The organism is uncultured Algibacter sp. (genome assembly GCF_963976535.1).
Classification (GTDB): domain Bacteria; phylum Bacteroidota; class Bacteroidia; order Flavobacteriales; family Flavobacteriaceae; genus Algibacter_B.
Genome location: NZ_CAXBLF010000006.1, coordinates 20,465 through 39,125 on the forward strand (window position 1 = coordinate 20,465; position 18,661 = coordinate 39,125).

Consider the following 18,661-nt stretch of genomic DNA (forward strand, 5'->3'; position numbering starts at 1 on the left):
TATATTTCAGTAATTTACAAAAACATAAAGTTTGCTTATTTACACTTATTGGTGTACATTTAGTGTGCAATTTAACAGTAGCGTTATGGAAGATCGTTTTAGCAGTGCTTTTTTCATCCGAAAAAGTAGAAGTAAAAAGAGCAATAAATGTGATATATATTTAAGAATCACAGCAAATGGAAAGCGTTCAGAAATGAGCATTAATCGTAAGATTGACGAAGATAAATGGAATAAACGTTCTTCAAGAGTTATGGGAAGAAATGTCGATTCAAACATGATTAACGCCTATATGGATATGATTACCTCCAAACTCAATAAGATTCATCAAAGACTCAAAGACGATGAAGAATACATAACTTCTTCGAGAATCATGCAAGAGTTTAATTCTGGTGGAAAACCAACTAAATTAGTTTTAGAAGAATTCAAAAAACATAACGAAGAAGTCGATTTACTAATTGGCAGAGATATTTCTAAAAGCACCGCTAAGAGATATTGGACGTGTTATAGTCACGTCGAACAATTTATAAACGAAATCTTTAAAGAAGAGGATTTTAGGTTTCAAGATATAGACTATAGTTTCATCAAGAAGTTTGAAGTATTCTTAAAAACAGTTCGCAACTGCAATCATAATTCGACACTAAAATATATTAATAATTTCAAAAAGATAATTCGTATTGCTTTAGCGAATCAATGGATGGATAGAGATCCATTTTACAATTATAAAGTTCAATTTGAAGCTGTAGAGCGTGAATATCTAACTGCTGAAGAAATAGAAATACTTTATACAAAAGAATTACATTTCGACCGATTGAAAGTTGTTAGAGATATGTTTGTGTTTTCTTGTTACACGGGTCTCGCCTATTCGGATGTTGAGAAGCTATCAAAATCAGATATCACTATTGGTATTGATGGTAAGCAATGGATCAATATTAAACGAACTAAAACGAATACACGAAGTAGTATTCCACTGCTCCCCATTGCCAAAGAGATTTTAAATCGTTATGCCTACGACCCACAAGTGCTAAAAAGTGAACGTTTAATTCCTGTATTTAGTAACCAGAAATCTAATGCCTATTTAAAAGAAATAGCGATGCTATGCGGCATTACAAAGCCGCTAACAACACATTTGGCACGACACACTTTTGCTACTACTGTAACATTAACGAACGGTGTGCCTATAGAAACCGTTAGTAAAATGCTTGGACATAAATCGTTAAGAACGACTCAACATTATGCGAAAATAGTTGACCGTAAAGTTAGCGATGATATGAATATACTTGAAGAGAAACTGAAAACCCAGAGAAAACAGAGGAAAGAAAAGCAATAAACATCCTATATAGAAAGTGTTTTTTGAACATTTTACCTAACAACCATATACATTTTGGCATGCTGTCATGAATGATTTCTTGAGAATTAGACATCACACTACGAAAATTTTAGAAAGAGATTATAGCGGCTGTCCATAGTCTTTATCTTTTCTGCTATGTAATCTATCCACAAAGCCATTAAATGGACTGGTCGGTTTTTCCTTTTCTGTCATAAAACCATTTTTAACAAAATTATTGGCTGCCGTTTTCCAGTTTTTTATATTTAGACCTTTGCTTAATTTCCAATTTTTAGTTTGATAATAAACATAAAATTTTCTTCCTTCTATTTCTGGCCAATTGTTCTCTTTAAAAAAATTTAAAACAACTAATTCATTTTTTGGCCTTGCCAGTTTATTATAGTTTTTATTTGTTTTATGTTTATAAGAAGTTACCAAATTTTGGCCTACTTCTGGGACGGTGTTGTCCAAATTCTGGCTGGCTTTGGCAAAAAAAATGGTCATCTTAATTTTAGAACCTCTTGCTGGATGGTATGATGGGTAATATTGCAGATAGTCCCAATCGTTTAATTCTTTCACGAAGTTGTGGTATGTTGTCTTGGATTTAATTTTTGCTCGCTCCATAATCAGTTCTCGATTAATCGTAATTGTTGTTTTAAAAAATTCCCTGTTCCACTTTTGGAAGAAAGCCAAATACAAGGTCATGTGACCCTGTTTTATCCGAGTGTCATTATGAAATCGTTCGAAGGCCATATTTAGTTGGACGATATAATTTACGTGTTCCATTTATTATCTATTTTTGATTGTGATTCAGTTTTATTTTTTTCAAATTGAGCTTTAAATTCTTCGGGAGTTTTCTCGCGCATAATTCGTCTTTCTTTTTTGGGTTCGGTTGCAGCAAATAGGGATTGCAACATCGCCATTGTTGGTTTGGTTTGATTCTTTTCTATATTTTTTATAATCGCAACAAGTGCATTGATTCTTTTCTTAATACGATTTTCAGTTTCCATTAATCCTGGTTTCAAATCATCTTCTGGAGACAATTCATTCTGATCAAAAAATTCCATCATCGAAAGCAAAGTCATTGAGTTTGATTTTGAAATTGATTTAGAATATTTCCTAAATCTCTTAACCACAGAGCTCTTAATACTCAAGCTTTCAAATCGTTCTTTTTCATAACCTTTATCCATTTTTACGGGAAATTTTTATTGATTTTACTGGGCTGAGAGCATTTTTACGGTAAAAATGATTTTTAGCCTAGTTTTAAATCGCACATAAACACCTAATAATCAATAATTTAAAAAATAGTAACATCGCGTAGCGTGTTACCCTCTTGCTATACATTTTTTTCGATACATCTTCAAAAATCCATACTTACATTGAAGATAATTTAGTAATCAAATTTATCTTTAGGATGACCAAAATTTAAGAACCAAAAAAAGTAATTCTTGAATTATTTTAACTTAATTAAGCTTATGATTACATTATCAACAAAACCATTTACTTATTATATCTTGAGCGTTTTCCTTTTCTTTTTTCTTATTTAGCAGAATCTCTCAAAAAAATAAAATAACTACCAGAAAACAGCATATAGATTTCCTAATTCATCTACTTCCCATAGCGCCATCGCCGTTACCTTTTCCAAATTATAAATCCTAAAATTTGAAGTTCATAAAGATTTATAAAAAGTGCGAAGTATGAGCCTGATTATGCAATCTGTTGAGAAGCAAATTTTACAATTTATGCGGGAAAAGTGATTAAGAAAACAAGCAAGATGTTATTTCCCAATTTTAAATTTGAACGGAATGTTTCGCGTTGGCTAAAATTACTGGTTGTGGTAATGTAGCGTCTGTCCGATAGGCAGGTGCGAAATGGACATAACGAGTATTGCGCGGAACTGGAAGCTCTTAATATTGAGTGAATGAAGCTTTCACGGAATGAAGGAATTAGTATGTGCTGGAAGTGTGGCAATTAAAACCCCAATTCTTATTTAATTTTTAAAACACTCCTTAAATGTTTTAAATCATTATAAAGCACTTCTTTATCAATCATTCTAAATAATCTATAATTAGAACAATGCAACCCTCCACTACACTTTTTAAGACTCTTACCAGAGCTACAGTAACACAAGTCTCTAATACGCAATTTTTTATTTTGCAGTCTTTGAAGTATCAATCTTCCAATGCTCCTAACATCTACTACTCCTAATATGTCTTGATATGATTGAACAACTCCCATTGCTCCATGATCATACTCAGCGTAGCAATATGTTCCATTAATTTCATAGTAAGAGTTGTTTTCAAAATAGCGCACAACAATTTCATCTACAAACTTCACTAGTGATGCAATTTTTGTTCTTAAAAGAATCTGTGATTTAGCCCCTGTTGTAAAACAACAAGAGCCAATATCAGTATACATATGTCTATCCATTTTTATAGGGATACGACCTCCAACCTCATAAACAGTAGGGAAAAACCTAGGATATGAATCTAGTTTTATAATCAGATCATAGCTATCACCATCTGGTAAGAATAACTCGCCACTCAATGAATTATCATCTGAATGATAAGCTAATCCTTTATGTTTATCTAATACTTCTTCAATCTGATTTTTAATATCCATAAGGTTTAGGCTTTATAATAGCTGCACCTAACGACTTCTTTAAACTATTGCTTTTAGATTCTTCATCTTTGTCATCACCTAATGGAAACCTAGTCCCAAATTGATTATTTCTTAATATCTCAGACGCTGCTTTAAAGTTTTTTTCTTCCGAAGCATTATCACAATCTTCTTTAAGGCTTTTGAGTGTTGACAAGAAGTTTGATTTTCTAGTTTCACTATAGTTTTCAAAAACATCTTCATCTGAAGGTGTTGTAGGTCTAAAGCATTTGAATCCATTATTTTTATTCAGTTCCGTAGCAATAGCTTTTATGGTTTCTCTAAAAGCCTCGTCTAAATTATCTGCATCAACGTAATGATTTGTTGCTAAAATCGTTAACTCAAATCCACTTGGCAGTTTTAAATTAGTATTCTTGTTCTCTCTGAAATTTTTCCATGCTTTTAAACAACGTACGATGGCTTCTAGTCTAGACCTTGTTTTCTTTTTTTCGTTATACCACTCATAGAATTCTTTGGGATCACTCTCTATCCAACCTTTTGATTTATGAGCAAGTTCAATAACACCATCTTCTTTATAGTAAATAGGTAAATCTATGTGATGTCCGTCTGCATAGACAACTCTTACGCAAGTTGTTTTCCTGATTGAGTCCTTTCCTGTATGGTTCTCCGTTGCTTTGTATACCCAATCGTGCCAGGTATTAATTGATTGTTTAATGTCATCATCATTTTTTTTGATAAAATAAACGCCATAATCCGTATCATAGTCTAACAAAGGTTTTCCTTCTTCATCATATGTTACAAGTGGGTTCACGGTAGTTCCCATCTCTGAAGAACCTTGGGGATGAAATTTAGGTTGAATCTCATCTGGTTTGTTGTCCCTAAACCAATTTTGTATTTTCTTTTTAAGCTCTTTTCTGCTTTTTTTTAAAGAATCTTTCCTGCTCTTATTAAGCTTAATCTCTTTATCAAACTTATTGTACTCTTTGTTTAATACTGCCATAGTTATCTATTTTAGAAATCGTGATTTTTATTATTACTTACCCATTTTAGGTCTTTGAATTCTCCTTTAGTTTGGTACGGACTTCTATTTGTAAAATAGCGTCCAGATAGCTTCTTTTCATTTCCATTCTTAATGAATTTAACCACCTCTGTTCCATAATGTGGTGGAAAGCCTTGTTCTGTGCTTCCTTCATTTAGGTAGTTGTATATAAAATTGAAATGTTGTCCATCCTGTGTGTGCTCAATGTACATTCCTTTATTTGAGGATGGAGAAGACATAGAACCATCAGCTTTCTTGGTAAAAGATGAGATATTTATATTACTGCCTGTTTGTGAAACAATTTTTATATGCTCAAGCTCGCCCGTTTGAAGGTCTCCATTCTCATCTTGAAACTGATATATTAATCGACCTTCATATCTACCTGAGAAATCTTCTACCCAAAATAACCAACTAAATGGTTTATATTTCCACAAATATTTTGTTATCGTTACTAGTATTAGTGTTAGTATACTAAAAACTGATATTGATAATCCAAATGATTCTTTAGTTAAATAGATTAGTAAAAATCCTCCGACGATAAGAAAGATTAAGAATTGTGGGTGGTAATACTTTAGATAGTCTTTTTCCATATTGCATTGTATTTTGAAATTAATACTGCAATACTACGAACCTACTATGCAAAGTAATTGCATAGTAGATTATAACATAGAAATAGTAAGCTAATTTGCTTGATTGAAGTCTTCCACAATTTTGAAAATTACATCTGCCTGCTTTTCTGTAAACACGCCATCAATTCCCATACTGTGATAATTCTTAAATGGTGAATCATAAAGCTTCTCTGGATTTACCTTTCCGTTTTTAAGTAAAAACTGTTTTAAGGTATCTATAAATTGAATTTGCTTTGAATTTAATTGATAAGCATTAATAAATCCAGCAAAAGCCTTATTGACGTGTTCAGCCGACAAACCCATAAGCGATACTATAAAATCGGTTAAGTTTAATTGCAAGCCTAACTCCTGTTCTACTACTTCTCGCTCTGCTATAGTTGGAAAAAGTATGCTCTCCAAACTTTCAAGTTCTTTTTTAGTAATAGTTTCTCCGTTTCTAATACGACTAATTGTAATGTTGTCCTTGTTGTTTCTAATTAGTTCTTCTAATCGATGAATATTATTTGCAAAAGGTGAAGTGGTATAGTTTTCATTTGCCTCACTAACATAATCAGTTACAATAACCTCATTTTCTCGTAATTCATCTTCAAAATCTGTAGTCACATAGCGCTGATCTACTGGATCAATATACTTAGTTAGATTACGAATTCCTTTTCTTATTTTTTCAAGGTGTTTAATACCATCTTCTCTCCAGAATGTTTCTTCTAATGGCAATTTTATTAAATCTTCGTTCTCTTTAACTTCTGGTATGGTTGTTTTTTTAAGTAATTTTTTTGAAGTTATCGCAACTTTAGTAATAGGTATATTAAAACTAGCCACAAACTCTGGTGCATTTGGTGTTTCTAATCGTTTAATTATTAAAGCATAAAGTAATTTATCATAAAACCGTGCTAAATCTGTATCTCCTTTTAATGGTTTTACTAATGGTGCAAGGACATCATTAACAATCTTAATGTCTTTTTTTGAAAGATGATTCCACAATTCCCTATTATCACTTCCATAATCCATTACCGTTTTTAATTGCATCTTTACATCAAATCGTTGTGTATCTAAATTGGCAATATCATCATACAATTCATCTAACAATTCTTTTCTGTAGGCTTGTAAATTTTCATCAGATTGAAACTTGCCTTCTCTTAAATACTGTGCCAATTGTAGTTTTAAGCCAAATACAATTTCTATCAAGCTTATTTGAGTGCTTGATTTTATTCCATTAGGATTCTGTTTAAAAAACTCAAAGTTTCCACATAAATCAAAAATCACGAAACGCTCCTTATCCATACCTACACCAAACAAATCTGGACGCAAACGTGAACCACGACCAATCATTTGCCAGAATTTCGAAAAAGATTTAACGGGTTTATAGAATACTAAATTAACACAACTAGGTGCATCAATACCTGTATCGAGCATATCAACTGAAATGGCTATTTGCGGTAGTCTATCTTTTTCTTCGTCACAGAAACGTTTAATAAATTCTTCGGCTTTTGGTTCGCCATGAGTAATTACTTTTACATAATCATTACCAAATTGCTCTTTATCTAAGTTTAAAAACATATCCTTTAAAAACTGAGCATGCTTTTTATTACGTGCAAAAAATATGGTCTTTCCTAATTCTTCATTACCACGTTTTTTAATACCGTGTTTTAAAATAAACTGTAATGTTTTTATGGTTGTATTTTTATTAAACAACCATTTATTTAGTGCTTCAGATTCTACCCACTCTGTTCCAGTAGCTTCTTCGCCATCTAAAATTTCGTTTTCAAATTCTTCTTTTTCTTCTTCTGAAAGCTCATCATATTTTATGCCTTGTCTTAAAAATTTAGTCGGCACTTCAATAGAACGATATGGTGTTAAATGTTCATTGGCAACTGCTTCGTCAAAAGTATAAGCATCTGTTGGCGATTTGTCTGGCAACCCAAAAGCTTCAAAGGTGTTTCTGTCAATTTGCTCAATTGGAGTTGCTGTTAACCCTAAAAATAAGGCATCAAAATATTGAAATATAGCTTGGTATTTTTTATAGATTGAGCGATGCGCTTCATCAATAATAATTAAATCGAAATGCCCAACGCCATAAAATCTGTGGTCATTATCCTTAGCATCATCAATCATTCTCATCATGGTATTGTAGGTTGAGAATGTAAACCTAGCTGTCATATTATCTTTTTCCTTCAACAAATTAACGCTAGCATGCTCAGGAAGGTGTTTTACAAAATTAGATTTTGCCTGACTTACCAAACTTTTTCTATCTGCCAAAAACAAAATACGTTTTGCCCAATTGGCTTCCAGCATTATTTTAGAAAACGCTATACTTGTTCTGGTTTTTCCTGTTCCTGTTGCTAAAACTAGTAATGCTGCTCTATGCGTTCCTATTAATTTGCCCGACTGTTTATCGTTTCCAACAAAATGCTCGCTAATACTTCTAATAGCTCGCATTTGGTATTTTCTATCGGTAATTTTCAAATCAATTGGCATTGAACGAATGTCTTTTCTATGCTCTCGCCTATACATTTGAGTTTGTAATTCAGCTTTGGTATAATAACCATGCACTGGTCTTGCTTGCTTATAAAATTGGTCGTCCCATAAGTAGGTTTCAAATCCATTAGAATAATACATAATAGGACGTCTGCCATACATTTTCTCTAAACTATCCGCATAAAGTTGCGCTTGGTTTTCTCCTTTGGAAACACTTTCTAATGATTTTTTGGCTTCTACCAATGCCAATGGCAAACCGTCATCATCCCAAAGTACATAATCTACAAAACCTGTTTCAGAACTGTTGGTTGACTTCGGCATATAATTGACCATGAATTCTTTATCATTTACACCTTGTAAATCCCATCCGGCTTCTCTGAGTGTAACATCAATTAATTGTCGTCTTGTTTCAGCTTCATTACGAGGATGCTTATTTGCATTTTTATCTTGGGTATTAGCAATTTCCTTGTTATTCTCAAACTGTTGTTGTTTGGCTTCAAGCTGTTGCTTAAACAATTCATTCTTTTGAGCTAAAGTTTCTTTTTCTTCATTAGATGCTTCTAGAGCCTTTTGGAACGTTGCGAGGTCTTTATCTAATTTCTTTTGTAAACTTGTAACCTGTTTTTTAGCTAAAACAGTAACATCATCACTAGGTATTACATTAAAATCGAAAAGACCCAAAGTACCTAAATCGGTTTCAGTATAAGACTTGGCAAACCATTTTGTAAAATAATATAGATGTTCAATAGTTGTAAGGGCATCTATATCGCTAACTGGTTTATTATGCGTCGCTAAATTTCCTGTTTTACGAATTAAATGTAACTCGTTGTATAATTTAATATTAAACTGTTGCTTAAAATCTTCTTGCACCATAAGGTTGTGCAAACCACTATCAAAAGGAGTTTCTAACTCGTCGTCATTGGCATACATCCAATTTATAGCCACCTCTAATGCCATACGTGCATATATAAGCGAAGTTCTAGCATCGGTTTTAGCAAACTGCTCAGCTTTAGAGGCTCTGTTAAAAAGAGCTTCCCATTGATACGCTAAAAACTGAAAGTTTGAATTCATATTTCTAAAATACTATATTTATTTATAAGCAATCCTTTTTAAATAACTAACTGTATTAAAAGGTTGCAACACAATATCTTCTACAGGTCCAACATATCTATTAATGGCTTGTGCAGCTGGATGAAAAGGATGTTGCTTTGCTGTTAATTTTATACACCAATAATTTAGCTCATGTTTTTTAAGACGTTCTAAAATAAAGGCTGCATATTTAATTAGATAAGGATGTTGAAAACTAGTAATTGTATTTCCCCAAGCCAACAATACGTCGGATATTTGAAACTCATTTTTCAAAATAAAATCATCAAGAAGGTTTACATTTTTTATTAATACTGCTTCATTTTCTTCTAATGGTAAATCGTTAGGATGTGGTGTTCTTTGTGGCGATACATTAAATAATACCCAACCATCATAACCATTGGCTTTAGCAATTTTCTCCACATTATTTGTGGTACCATCATGTTTAAAAGCATTTGCTGTACTAGGGTTTAAACAGATTGCCAAAAGGTTTCTTTTACCTTTTTTGCCCAAAACATATCTTACTTCGGAATCGTTTTCTGGTAGACTTAAAAGCTTTGTTTCCATATACAATAGTTTTCAATCATTCTTTTTTAACTTTTAACTCGTTACACCAACGTCCCCTTAAATGCCTTTTGCAACAAACAATTAAACAAATCCTCAGATTCTTGTAACTCTTTCTTGGCCAATGTCTTTTGTTGCTCAATTAAGGCTATTTTTTCTGCGAACTGATTTTGAAGTTCGATTGGTGGTAAAAGAATCTTAATTTTCTTCAAAGCAACAATCTTTAATTCTGCAAATGTTGTTCCTGAAGCTATATTTGAATAGTTAGTTCTAAATAATTCTCTCAAAAAGAATTTAAGGTAAAAACTATTAATTTTTGAAGCATCAACTTTAATCCATAGTACTCGACCATCCTTAAAATAAAATGGCTCGTTAGTTTCAACACTTAAAATTCTGCCATCAGGACATATTGATGGCATTAATAAATCACCAATTTTTGGAACACCAGTTGCTTTAGCTAAATTCTCGTAATGCGCCTGAGTTAAAAATAAATCAGCTTTTATCGATTTACCTTCACTTAATTCACCTATCTCTTTACCGCGATAAAATGGAACACCTGATTCAACAATATCTTTTACAAATACTCTTCTACTAGAACCTACTCCACAAATATTCTTAAGTAATTCTTTTTTAAAACCTTTAGTATTTATTCTTGCATCCCCAAACATATCCAAAAATATACTTTGTGCTAGCAAATTGTATTCTGTAAGTAATTGTTTGGTTTTATCGCGTAAAGCGGCAGCATCTTCCAAAATTTGGGATATTTTTTGTTGGGATTTTAGTGGTGGAAGTGGGATTTTAACTCCTAAAATTTCTTTTTTTCCAACATTAATTTGCAAACCACCCCCAGCGAACATTTTATAGTAATTTCTGTGTATCGGATGGTTTAAAATATATCTTAGATAATTTTTATCCGCTTGTGAAGAGTCTTTGATGACCAATTTACCAGCACGTTGATTTAATAACCAAACATTTTCTCCTGTTTCAACAATTGTTGGAATACCTAAAATTTTAGGGTCATTTGCAAGGTCAGTCATTGCTATTACCAAATCTCCATCCTTAATCAAATAGTTAGAATATTTTTCTTGAAAACTATTGGGTAAATATCTCAAGTTATAATTATTATCAAAAGTTCCGCCAGGTCTAATATTGCTCATTCTTAAACTAACGGTTTGAGAAGCTTCTATATAATCGTCAGATTTAAAAGCATAGCCATTTTGCAAATCACATACTGTTCCTAATTCTTTCAAATTCACTTAGTTTAAATTTAATTTCGATAACAGTTGAGTTCTTTCTTTCGATAACTTATTAATTCTATCAATTATAATATTTGGTTCATCATACTCAACTTCCTCATAAACTATTTCTTTATAACGATTAATGGATAAATCCCAATCGTTATCTTTTATTTCTTTAAAAGGCACTAAAAAGGACTGTGAAGTGCGGTCTGCATAATTATGTGTGCAAGTACTATCTAAAAATTCATTAAAACCTAAATTGTCTGGTACATCATTAACATGTAATAATTCGCCATTTTTAGCGTGCATTTTACTAAAATATGAGCTTTTTAAATACTTGTAATGGTCTAAAATTTGAGGCAGATTAAAGTTGGTATGCGCTTTTGCTAATTCAGCTACATTAATAGCATCGCCAAAACTAAAGGCTTCAAAAATGTCTTGGTCAACTAACAAGTTTCTTTTATCATCTAAACTTTTACCATCTGCTAGCATATCATAAAACCAAACATTATCTGTACCGCCTGCTCCTGTTTTAGTAAAAATCATTATAGCTGTACTTACTCCAGAATACGGTTTAAACACACCACTTGGCAATGAGATAATAGCTTCTAATTTATTATTTGCTAATATTTCTTCTCGTATGCTTTTGTGTGCTTTACCAGCACCAAAAAGTACGCCGTCTGGTACAATGGTTGCTGCCCGTCCTCCAATTTTTAATTGACGTAGCATTAAGGCTAAAAAAAGTAATTCTGTTTTGGTGGTATTGGTAACGTTTTTTAGACCTGGCGAAATGCTTTCTTTATCAATAGTGCCTTTAAATGGTGGGTTTGCTAATACTAGTGTATAGGCATTTGCTACTGTATTATCTTTACTTACGGCATCTACATCTATAATATTAGGTTCTTCTACACCGTGTAAATAGAGGTTCATAGAGGCAATACGCAACATGGTCGCATCGAACTCGGTACCATTAAACATGGTTTTATTAATGTGGTCTTGGTATTTATCGCGTTCAGTAACGCTATAATGTTTATCTACATACTCTTTAGCAGCTACTAAAAAACCTGCTGTACCAGCAGAAGGGTCGCAAATAACATCATCTAGTTTTGGTTGCATTAACTCTACCATTAACTTAATAATATGGCGAGGTGTACGGAATTGCCCAGCGGTTCCGCCACCTTCCAGTTTAGATAATAGGTACTCATAAATATCGCCTTTGGTGTCTTGATTGCTCATATCTATGGCTTCGAGCTTTTCCATAACCTGATCTAAAACGGCTGGTTTACTGATACCAAAAGTTGCACCTTGCATGTAAGTACTGAACAAACTTTTTTCTTTACCTATTGAGCGTATAAATGGAAAAATGCCATTTATGGTGTCATTAAAAATATTGTGTCGTTCGTTAACGTCCATTTCTTTTAAGTTTTTCCAACGGAATTGTTGTTGGTCTCCTCCAAAAATTGGTGTTATGGTTTTATTTAAACGTTTTGCCATACGCTCGTTTCGCGTTTCGGTTTCGTCTAAATCTTTAATAAACATTAAATAGGTTAATTGCTCTACTATGGTAATGGTATTTGCAATTCCCCCTGTCCAGAAGGTATTCCAGATTTGGTCTATTTGTTGTTTTAATTGGCCTGTTATCATTTGGTTTATTTGGTGTGAATTTTTAAATATAGTTTTCGTAATGCGTTTGTGCGAATTCAGGTAGCCATTCTAATATTTCCATTATCAAGAATACATTTGCGAGAAAAGGAATTTTCACTACATCTGTATTTGACAAGTGTGAATACCCATTGGTAGACTCCTTTAATTTTCTAAAAGCAGATTTAATTACTTGTGGTACATCTTTATTTATCCTATGTCCAGAGATATTTTTGTTTTCCATAAATTTTGTGCAATGCTCCTGAATAGGCAAACCATTGTCTTTAAATAATTCAATTGGTATACAAGGTATTTCCTTGTTCAAGGAGATATATATTCCTTCAAGCAGGTCTCGTTGAATATTCAAATTTACTTTACGATAATCTTTTTCATTATATGCCTTTATAATGTTTACAAGAAGAGGTTCATAGTCTTTTGAAACAATAACCATATCAAATGCCATAAATGCTTCATTAAATTGCATTCTTATTGAGCGGTATTCAGATTGCGTAATTTCATTTATTATGAATTGAAACATAGTCTCTCTTTGATTATCATTTTTTTCAAAGATTTTAACGTTATCTTCCAAAGCCTCAAAACGCTCCATAAAACCTGTGTTTACGCAATATGGAATGTGCCTATCAATTTCTTTTGAATATTTATCAATATCTCTCATTGCACGAATTACGAAATTGTCTTTTTCAGTTTCTTGATCTGCTTCAATTTTCCCTTTACCATCAAGTATTACAAATTCAATTTTAGAATCTTTCTTAAGAATATCAAAACCATTCTCCCAATCTAGTTCATAAACAATTTGAATATTCTTATATCTTGCAGGACCAGATAATGATTTGCAGTAATCTTCTTTGTCATCTACTAGAAGGACTTTTATAGGTTGTGCCATAATTTATTTAGGTAATGTTATTAAAAATTCAACGTTGTAAGGTAAAATACCAAACCCTTCCTGTTTTTTTAATTCAATTAATCCTTTGTGATTTTTAATTATTTGTGCAATTAAAAAGCCTCCAAATCCACTTCCAACATCTGACTTTGAAGAATTTCCTTTAGCTAAAAAGTCTTTGATTGTGAATTGTGGTGGTAAATGCTTTCCATTATTTCTAATTGAAATCTGGATTGAAAGTGTATCTTTTGGTTTGATTTCTATCCATACTGTTGGGTTAACAATTTCATCTTTAAACCCATGTTTAATGGCATTATTAATGAAGTTATGAATTAAAATTCGTAATTGTTTACGATCTGCCAATATTTCAACTTCTTTACCTGTAACTTTTATAGTTATACTAGGATACTCTGATACAAAATTTAGTAAAAATTGTTTTAGTTCTATGTATTCTTTTATTGGTTCAGAGATCGAAATAACTTTAACTGCTTGATTTAAAATATAATCAATATCAGTTATTGCACGATTCATTCTATTTAGTGTATTCTCAAGGGAGTGTATATTTATTTGTTCTGGAGTATCAGTATCAAAAACAGGCACAATTATTTCATCATTGCTTAAAGTGCCTTTTGACTTTATCTTGTCACTTAAGTATTTACTCAATGAAGAAAAATCATTTCCTAAGCCTGAAACCGGTTGTTTCAAGGAATGCTTTAGCGTTTTTATAAAGTCTTGTTCCTTGTTATTAACATCTTCTTCTTGGACTGGATTCTCTGTTTTTCTGAATTCTTTAAAGAGGATGTTTTTTTGCTCTTCCAAACTAGGAACCTGTATTCTAACTTCCATTAAATTACTAATGCTCAATCTAGCAATAGTATCTCCTTTGGAATAATACTCAACTTGTCTTGTCACATAAGGTTGCGTTAACTCTCTAGCAACATATTCATCTAAAACTTCATCTTCATTAAATTTTAGCCAATACACATTTTGTCCTAATGCAAAGGATGTGTCAATTGGTAAAACCGAGGCTTTAATTTTTTTATTAAAGGCACTCAATACCACGCCACCTCTTACAATATGTTTATCTATATTTTGAATTTCATCATGGTCGATACCTAGCATATTTTCTTTTGGCTCAAAATAAAGGTCGTTTTTATCGATATCTCCCGTTTTAATAAGCTTATACTCACCTCCAACATACAAGGTATTTTTATTTCGGAACATGGAACCGTATTTGCGCTGTTTTAATAGTTGATCAACATGATATAGTTTATGACCAGGTTTGGCCTCTATATCATCAATATCAACTACATATCGCTTTGGGTTTAGATTGTAATGAAAGAGGTCTTGATATGTTATCGTTCTAGAAACATCTCGAATTAATTTTTTAGTATTAATAGTTTTAACTATCTCTAACATGTCCTCTTTTACTATGTTTGAGGCATCTAAAAAGAATACTTGATTATCTCTATTATTAAAATCGAAAATGAGCATAGAAACATTTATTGCTGTATTTTCGAACATACCATTAGGAAAGGCTATAACAGCTTCTAAAGCACCAGAGTTTATTATTTGCTCTCTAGCTTCCTTATTAAATGATGCTTGGCTACTTAAAACACCTGACGGCACGATTAGTATAGCTTTATCTAACTCATTATGATTATTCTGTAATTTCGATAAAATATGATCAAACCCTCCTCTTGAATTTCTGGCCGCACTTCTTCTAAATGGTGGAATGAAAACACCTGTAGTTGTAGTTTGGGACATCATATAGGTAAAATTACCTCGGTCAATTAATTTTGAAACTATTCTGTTGATTTGATTATCATATTCAAACTCATTAAAAAGGTTCGGGTTATGCTCACTTTTAATTGAGAACGTTGCCCCTTTATTATCTGCTGCAATTTTTAACAGGAAATCATTATACCCCTCAAAATAGGTTTCAATAGCATTGTCATTTATTTCAAACCAGTTTAGGCCTGATAAAACTGCTATTAACTTATCACTTAATCTTAACGACTTACTCTTTGATTGTTTAAAAAACCAGTCACATAATTTGTATGCCACCAGTAGTTTTTCCCTTGGTTGGTTATTTCTATCAGTATACTTAAAATTTGGCTCTGACAATGTATTATAAGCAAACCTGTAATTATCCTCATGTAATAGTTCTTCGAGTGCATGAACAAGTACATCAATTTTATTTGCCTTACCATATGTTCTTATCGCGCTGGATTCATGTACCAGCTTATTACGATAGTGTTGAAATTTTAAACTTACAATATCATCTTTTACTAATTTAACCTTACCTGTCTCCCTTGTGAAGAGTTTTGTGTAATTATTTGCTCTTGTTGTTACTTGAGATGCAGAGACTGGAAGTCCATCCTTACGCTTGTAAAGCTTTAGATTATTTATAATATCAGCTATATCTCTTGATTGAAGAGGTTTTTCTGCATTTTGCAGGACTTGTTCTATAGCTTCGTGTAATGTCATAAATAATATATATCTTTTTTAATTTTACTCTGCAAATTAACTAATTAACTGTGCAATGTATTCGCATAGTTACTTAACGTAAAATTGTCCCATCCCTTTTGAATGTTCTCTCATTTGATTTTTTAAAGACTCAGGCTCAAGCACTTCTACATCTTGACCATAAGACAATAATTGCTGTACCAATTCTAGGTTAATGATGGTTTCAAACCAAATTTGATCTTGTTTTTCTTCTTCAATAAACTCATCATAATCAGGCTGAAATGGTTTTGTTTTAAAATAGTTTTCTCTACCATTGTGAAAGCGTAAGATTACTTTTTGTACTTGAGCATTGGGCATTCTTCTGACACCAACCATTGTTCTAAAAAAAGTATCCCAATCGGTATCCGATTCGCTATAATCTGCATTCTCAAGTATATCAAAATCGATCAGCCTCTCATCTAAGGGAATACTCCATTCTTTTATTCCTCTAGTACTGTTTAAACCATAGACAAACCATCTCCTATTATACTGCTTTAGAACATGTGGATGAAAATCAAAACTAATAGATTTATCAGCTTTAAAATCTTGAAATACAACTCTTAATACATCTCTCTTTTTTATAGCTAAGTATAATGGCTTTAAATATTTAATTCCTTTGTATTCCTCATTATGGTCATAAAATAAGATTTTTGAAGCGTCGTTTTCTTGCTCCTCTTCATCTTGAAACTTAATTAAGGCTTCTGCTAATTTGTTATACTTTGGATGATTCTCAAATCTAGATAATAGTTGTTGAGCAGCTTCAATTAAATATTGCTCATATTTTTGCAATGGTCGTTGTGCAATAGTAAAATTACCATCAGAGTATTTATATTCCCTTATTCCTTCTGGTAGTGGTGCATCAAAGCCTTCTTTTTTATCTCTAAAAACTTTAATATCGTCACGTAATGTTCTTTCTGAAATTTCTTCTCCAGGATATAATTCTGCAATACCTTCATTCAGAATTCTCAATAATTCCTCAAAGCCATAAGACTTATTCCGGAAGCAATTATCTAAAATATTATATCTCAAGTGTGCGTGTTTGCTATTTGCCATTATCCTATTCTTAAAATTAATTTATAGCAACTTCAATTTTGAGCTGAGTTTTTTTCTTATTTATCAATTCTTTAAATTCCGTTTTTCGTTCTTGCAAAAGAAAACTATAGTCAATCAATCCAGACCATTCACTCATTCCTTTTTCAATTCGCTTCCAAAGATTTTCAATCGCTTTTTCTGGTATGTGTGCTTTAAGCATTGCTTCGTTAAAATCCTCGCGTTTTAGTTTTCGTTTTTTACCGTTTATGTTTAAAGCCAAATCTTCTAAATCGTCGGGCAATAATAATTGTGATGAAATCATATCGTAAGCTGGTGTGAGTTCGTATGCATTGGGTTCTTTTGCAATAAGCGAAAAATTCTTTAGGTGCATATCATTATTTCCTATTAAGAAAGACACGATCACTTGTTCATAAAAATGAACAACATCCTTTATGGGGTTTTTAGAGTAAGCTATTATCCCTTTGGCAATTTGCTCGTAAGACCCTCTGTACTTATGTTCTGTTAGTCGCTCATTAAATTGACAAGCATCTTCCATAGCAAACTTATCGCCTTGCGCATTACGATCTATACGTCTCGTTATGTAAGCCAACTCTCCACCTTTTAAAGGCAGTAATAAAAAAGGAACGGTTTCAATGCCACAAGCTTGGGTCATTAGCATACACAAAGCTTCTAGTTCTGGCATTTGTGGATAAGCAGAATAAGGTGGTTTTAAAATATATCTTCCGTTTAAAGCACCAACTATGGTTAAGCGCTCTTCAGTAGCTATTTTTGTAAAGCCCATTGATAATTTAGGCTGTACACCCGTTACTATAATACGCTGTGCAACGTTTTCTTCAGCAAGCTCATTTATTTGTGACACGTCATAGTCTAATTGAAATACAGGTGTATCACTTTCCCAAAAACGAGCAAGACAAGCAGGGTGATACTGATGATCTCCTGATGCTAATGGTTTATGACAAGCTAAACAACTACTCATTTTCTATAATACTTATGTTACCTATGCAATCACGACAGGTTGTTAGTAATAATCCCATGCGATCTCTCGGGTTGAGCTTCCAGTTTTTTTGTGCAATATCTAGCAACCACCCTTCTGGAATTAGTCCATCAAAAAATGGAAATAAATTATCTGATACAAAAGGGTCTTCCTGTAATGGAAATGTTAATGATACAGGTGTTGCATTTTTCAATGATAAATAGGTTTTATCATATTGAAACAAATAACCTTCGTCATTTTCAGTAAGCATTCCTGCTTTTTGATTACTCACCCAAATTTCTCCTTGTCTCATCGCTTATAGGTGTTGGTGTTAATGTATGTCCAAAAAATAGTAATACTTGATTTACTTTATCGGTCATTAAATTTGGTTTTCCTTGCTCCAGGTCGCGCACAAAGCGAAGTCCAACGCCAGTTAGGTCAGACAAATCTAATTGTGTCAATTTACTTTCTTTTCTGCTTATTCTAACGAAGTCAGCAATAGCGTTATGTCGATTCCAATCTTTCATAATTATACCCATAAAGGTGTAAGATGATGCAATATATGAATTTTATACCTCATTAGGTATAATTTATAAAAATAATTATTAAAT

Annotated in this window: 16 protein-coding genes; 1 reads left to right on the forward strand and 15 read right to left on the reverse strand. The window is 32.3% G+C overall.

The window, feature by feature from the left end:
- The first annotated feature begins 85 nt into the window (after window positions 1-85).
- Window positions 86-1,327, forward strand: coding sequence for a site-specific integrase (locus AAC024_RS03270; RefSeq protein WP_339893753.1), 1,242 nt, complete (start codon window positions 86-88; stop codon window positions 1,325-1,327).
- Between the two features lie 120 nt (window positions 1,328-1,447).
- Here the strand turns inward: AAC024_RS03270 and AAC024_RS03275 are convergent, their stop codons facing one another.
- The 15 genes from AAC024_RS03275 to AAC024_RS03345 form a co-directional block, all read right to left on the reverse strand.
- A complete protein-coding gene (locus AAC024_RS03275; protein ID WP_339893754.1) occupies window positions 1,448-2,110 on the reverse strand; it encodes a hypothetical protein in 663 nt (220 codons plus the stop codon).
- Window positions 2,098-2,514: a BfmA/BtgA family mobilization protein gene (locus AAC024_RS03280; RefSeq protein WP_339893755.1), complete on the reverse strand. Its 417-nt coding sequence runs from the start codon at window positions 2,512-2,514 to the stop codon at window positions 2,098-2,100. Before AAC024_RS03280 ends, AAC024_RS03275 begins: the two co-directional genes overlap by 13 nt.
- Before the next feature lie 796 nt (window positions 2,515-3,310).
- The gene (locus AAC024_RS03285) at window positions 3,311-3,946 is read right to left on the reverse strand and encodes a hypothetical protein (RefSeq protein WP_339893756.1); all 636 of its coding nucleotides are present in this window, start codon (window positions 3,944-3,946) and stop codon (window positions 3,311-3,313) included.
- On the reverse strand, window positions 3,936-4,943 hold the full coding sequence (locus AAC024_RS03290) for a cyclic GMP-AMP synthase DncV-like nucleotidyltransferase (RefSeq protein WP_339893757.1): 1,008 nt from the start codon (window positions 4,941-4,943) through the stop codon (window positions 3,936-3,938). The genes AAC024_RS03285 and AAC024_RS03290 overlap by 11 nt, the downstream gene beginning before the upstream one ends.
- Before the next feature lie 11 nt (window positions 4,944-4,954).
- Window positions 4,955-5,572 carry a hypothetical protein gene (locus tag AAC024_RS03295; RefSeq protein WP_339893758.1) on the reverse strand — a complete coding sequence of 206 codons (618 nt, stop codon included), beginning with the start codon at window positions 5,570-5,572 and terminating at the stop codon, window positions 4,955-4,957.
- Between the two features lie 90 nt (window positions 5,573-5,662).
- The gene (locus tag AAC024_RS03300; RefSeq protein ID WP_339893759.1) at window positions 5,663-9,157 is read right to left on the reverse strand and encodes a DEAD/DEAH box helicase family protein; all 3,495 of its coding nucleotides are present in this window, start codon (window positions 9,155-9,157) and stop codon (window positions 5,663-5,665) included.
- An 18-nt stretch (window positions 9,158-9,175) separates the two neighbouring features.
- A complete protein-coding gene (locus tag AAC024_RS03305; protein ID WP_339893760.1) occupies window positions 9,176-9,739 on the reverse strand; it encodes a DUF1643 domain-containing protein in 564 nt (187 codons plus the stop codon).
- A 41-nt stretch (window positions 9,740-9,780) separates the two neighbouring features.
- Window positions 9,781-10,986: a restriction endonuclease subunit S gene (locus AAC024_RS03310; RefSeq protein ID WP_339893761.1), complete on the reverse strand. Its 1,206-nt coding sequence runs from the start codon at window positions 10,984-10,986 to the stop codon at window positions 9,781-9,783.
- 6 nt (window positions 10,987-10,992) lie between these two features.
- Window positions 10,993-12,618, reverse strand: a complete 1,626-nt coding sequence (locus tag AAC024_RS03315; RefSeq protein ID WP_339893762.1) for a class I SAM-dependent DNA methyltransferase — start codon at window positions 12,616-12,618, stop codon at window positions 10,993-10,995.
- Between the two features lie 22 nt (window positions 12,619-12,640).
- Window positions 12,641-13,519 (reverse strand): hypothetical protein, encoded by an 879-nt coding sequence (locus AAC024_RS03320; RefSeq protein ID WP_339893763.1) that lies wholly within the window; start codon window positions 13,517-13,519, stop codon window positions 12,641-12,643.
- A gap of 3 nt (window positions 13,520-13,522) precedes the next feature.
- Window positions 13,523-16,006, reverse strand: a complete 2,484-nt coding sequence (locus AAC024_RS03325; RefSeq protein ID WP_339893764.1) for an N-6 DNA methylase — start codon at window positions 16,004-16,006, stop codon at window positions 13,523-13,525.
- Between the two features lie 69 nt (window positions 16,007-16,075).
- A complete protein-coding gene (locus AAC024_RS03330) occupies window positions 16,076-17,077 on the reverse strand; it encodes a WYL domain-containing protein (RefSeq protein WP_339893765.1) in 1,002 nt (333 codons plus the stop codon).
- Window positions 17,078-17,093: 16 nt separating this feature from the next.
- On the reverse strand, window positions 17,094-18,053 hold the full coding sequence (locus AAC024_RS03335; RefSeq protein ID WP_339893766.1) for a HipA domain-containing protein: 960 nt from the start codon (window positions 18,051-18,053) through the stop codon (window positions 17,094-17,096).
- Window positions 18,046-18,363, reverse strand: coding sequence for a HipA N-terminal domain-containing protein (locus AAC024_RS03340; protein WP_339893767.1), 318 nt, complete (start codon window positions 18,361-18,363; stop codon window positions 18,046-18,048). Before AAC024_RS03340 ends, AAC024_RS03335 begins: the two co-directional genes overlap by 8 nt.
- The gene (locus AAC024_RS03345; protein ID WP_339893768.1) at window positions 18,335-18,577 is read right to left on the reverse strand and encodes a helix-turn-helix transcriptional regulator; all 243 of its coding nucleotides are present in this window, start codon (window positions 18,575-18,577) and stop codon (window positions 18,335-18,337) included. Before AAC024_RS03345 ends, AAC024_RS03340 begins: the two co-directional genes overlap by 29 nt.
- Window positions 18,578-18,661 lie beyond the last annotated feature (84 nt).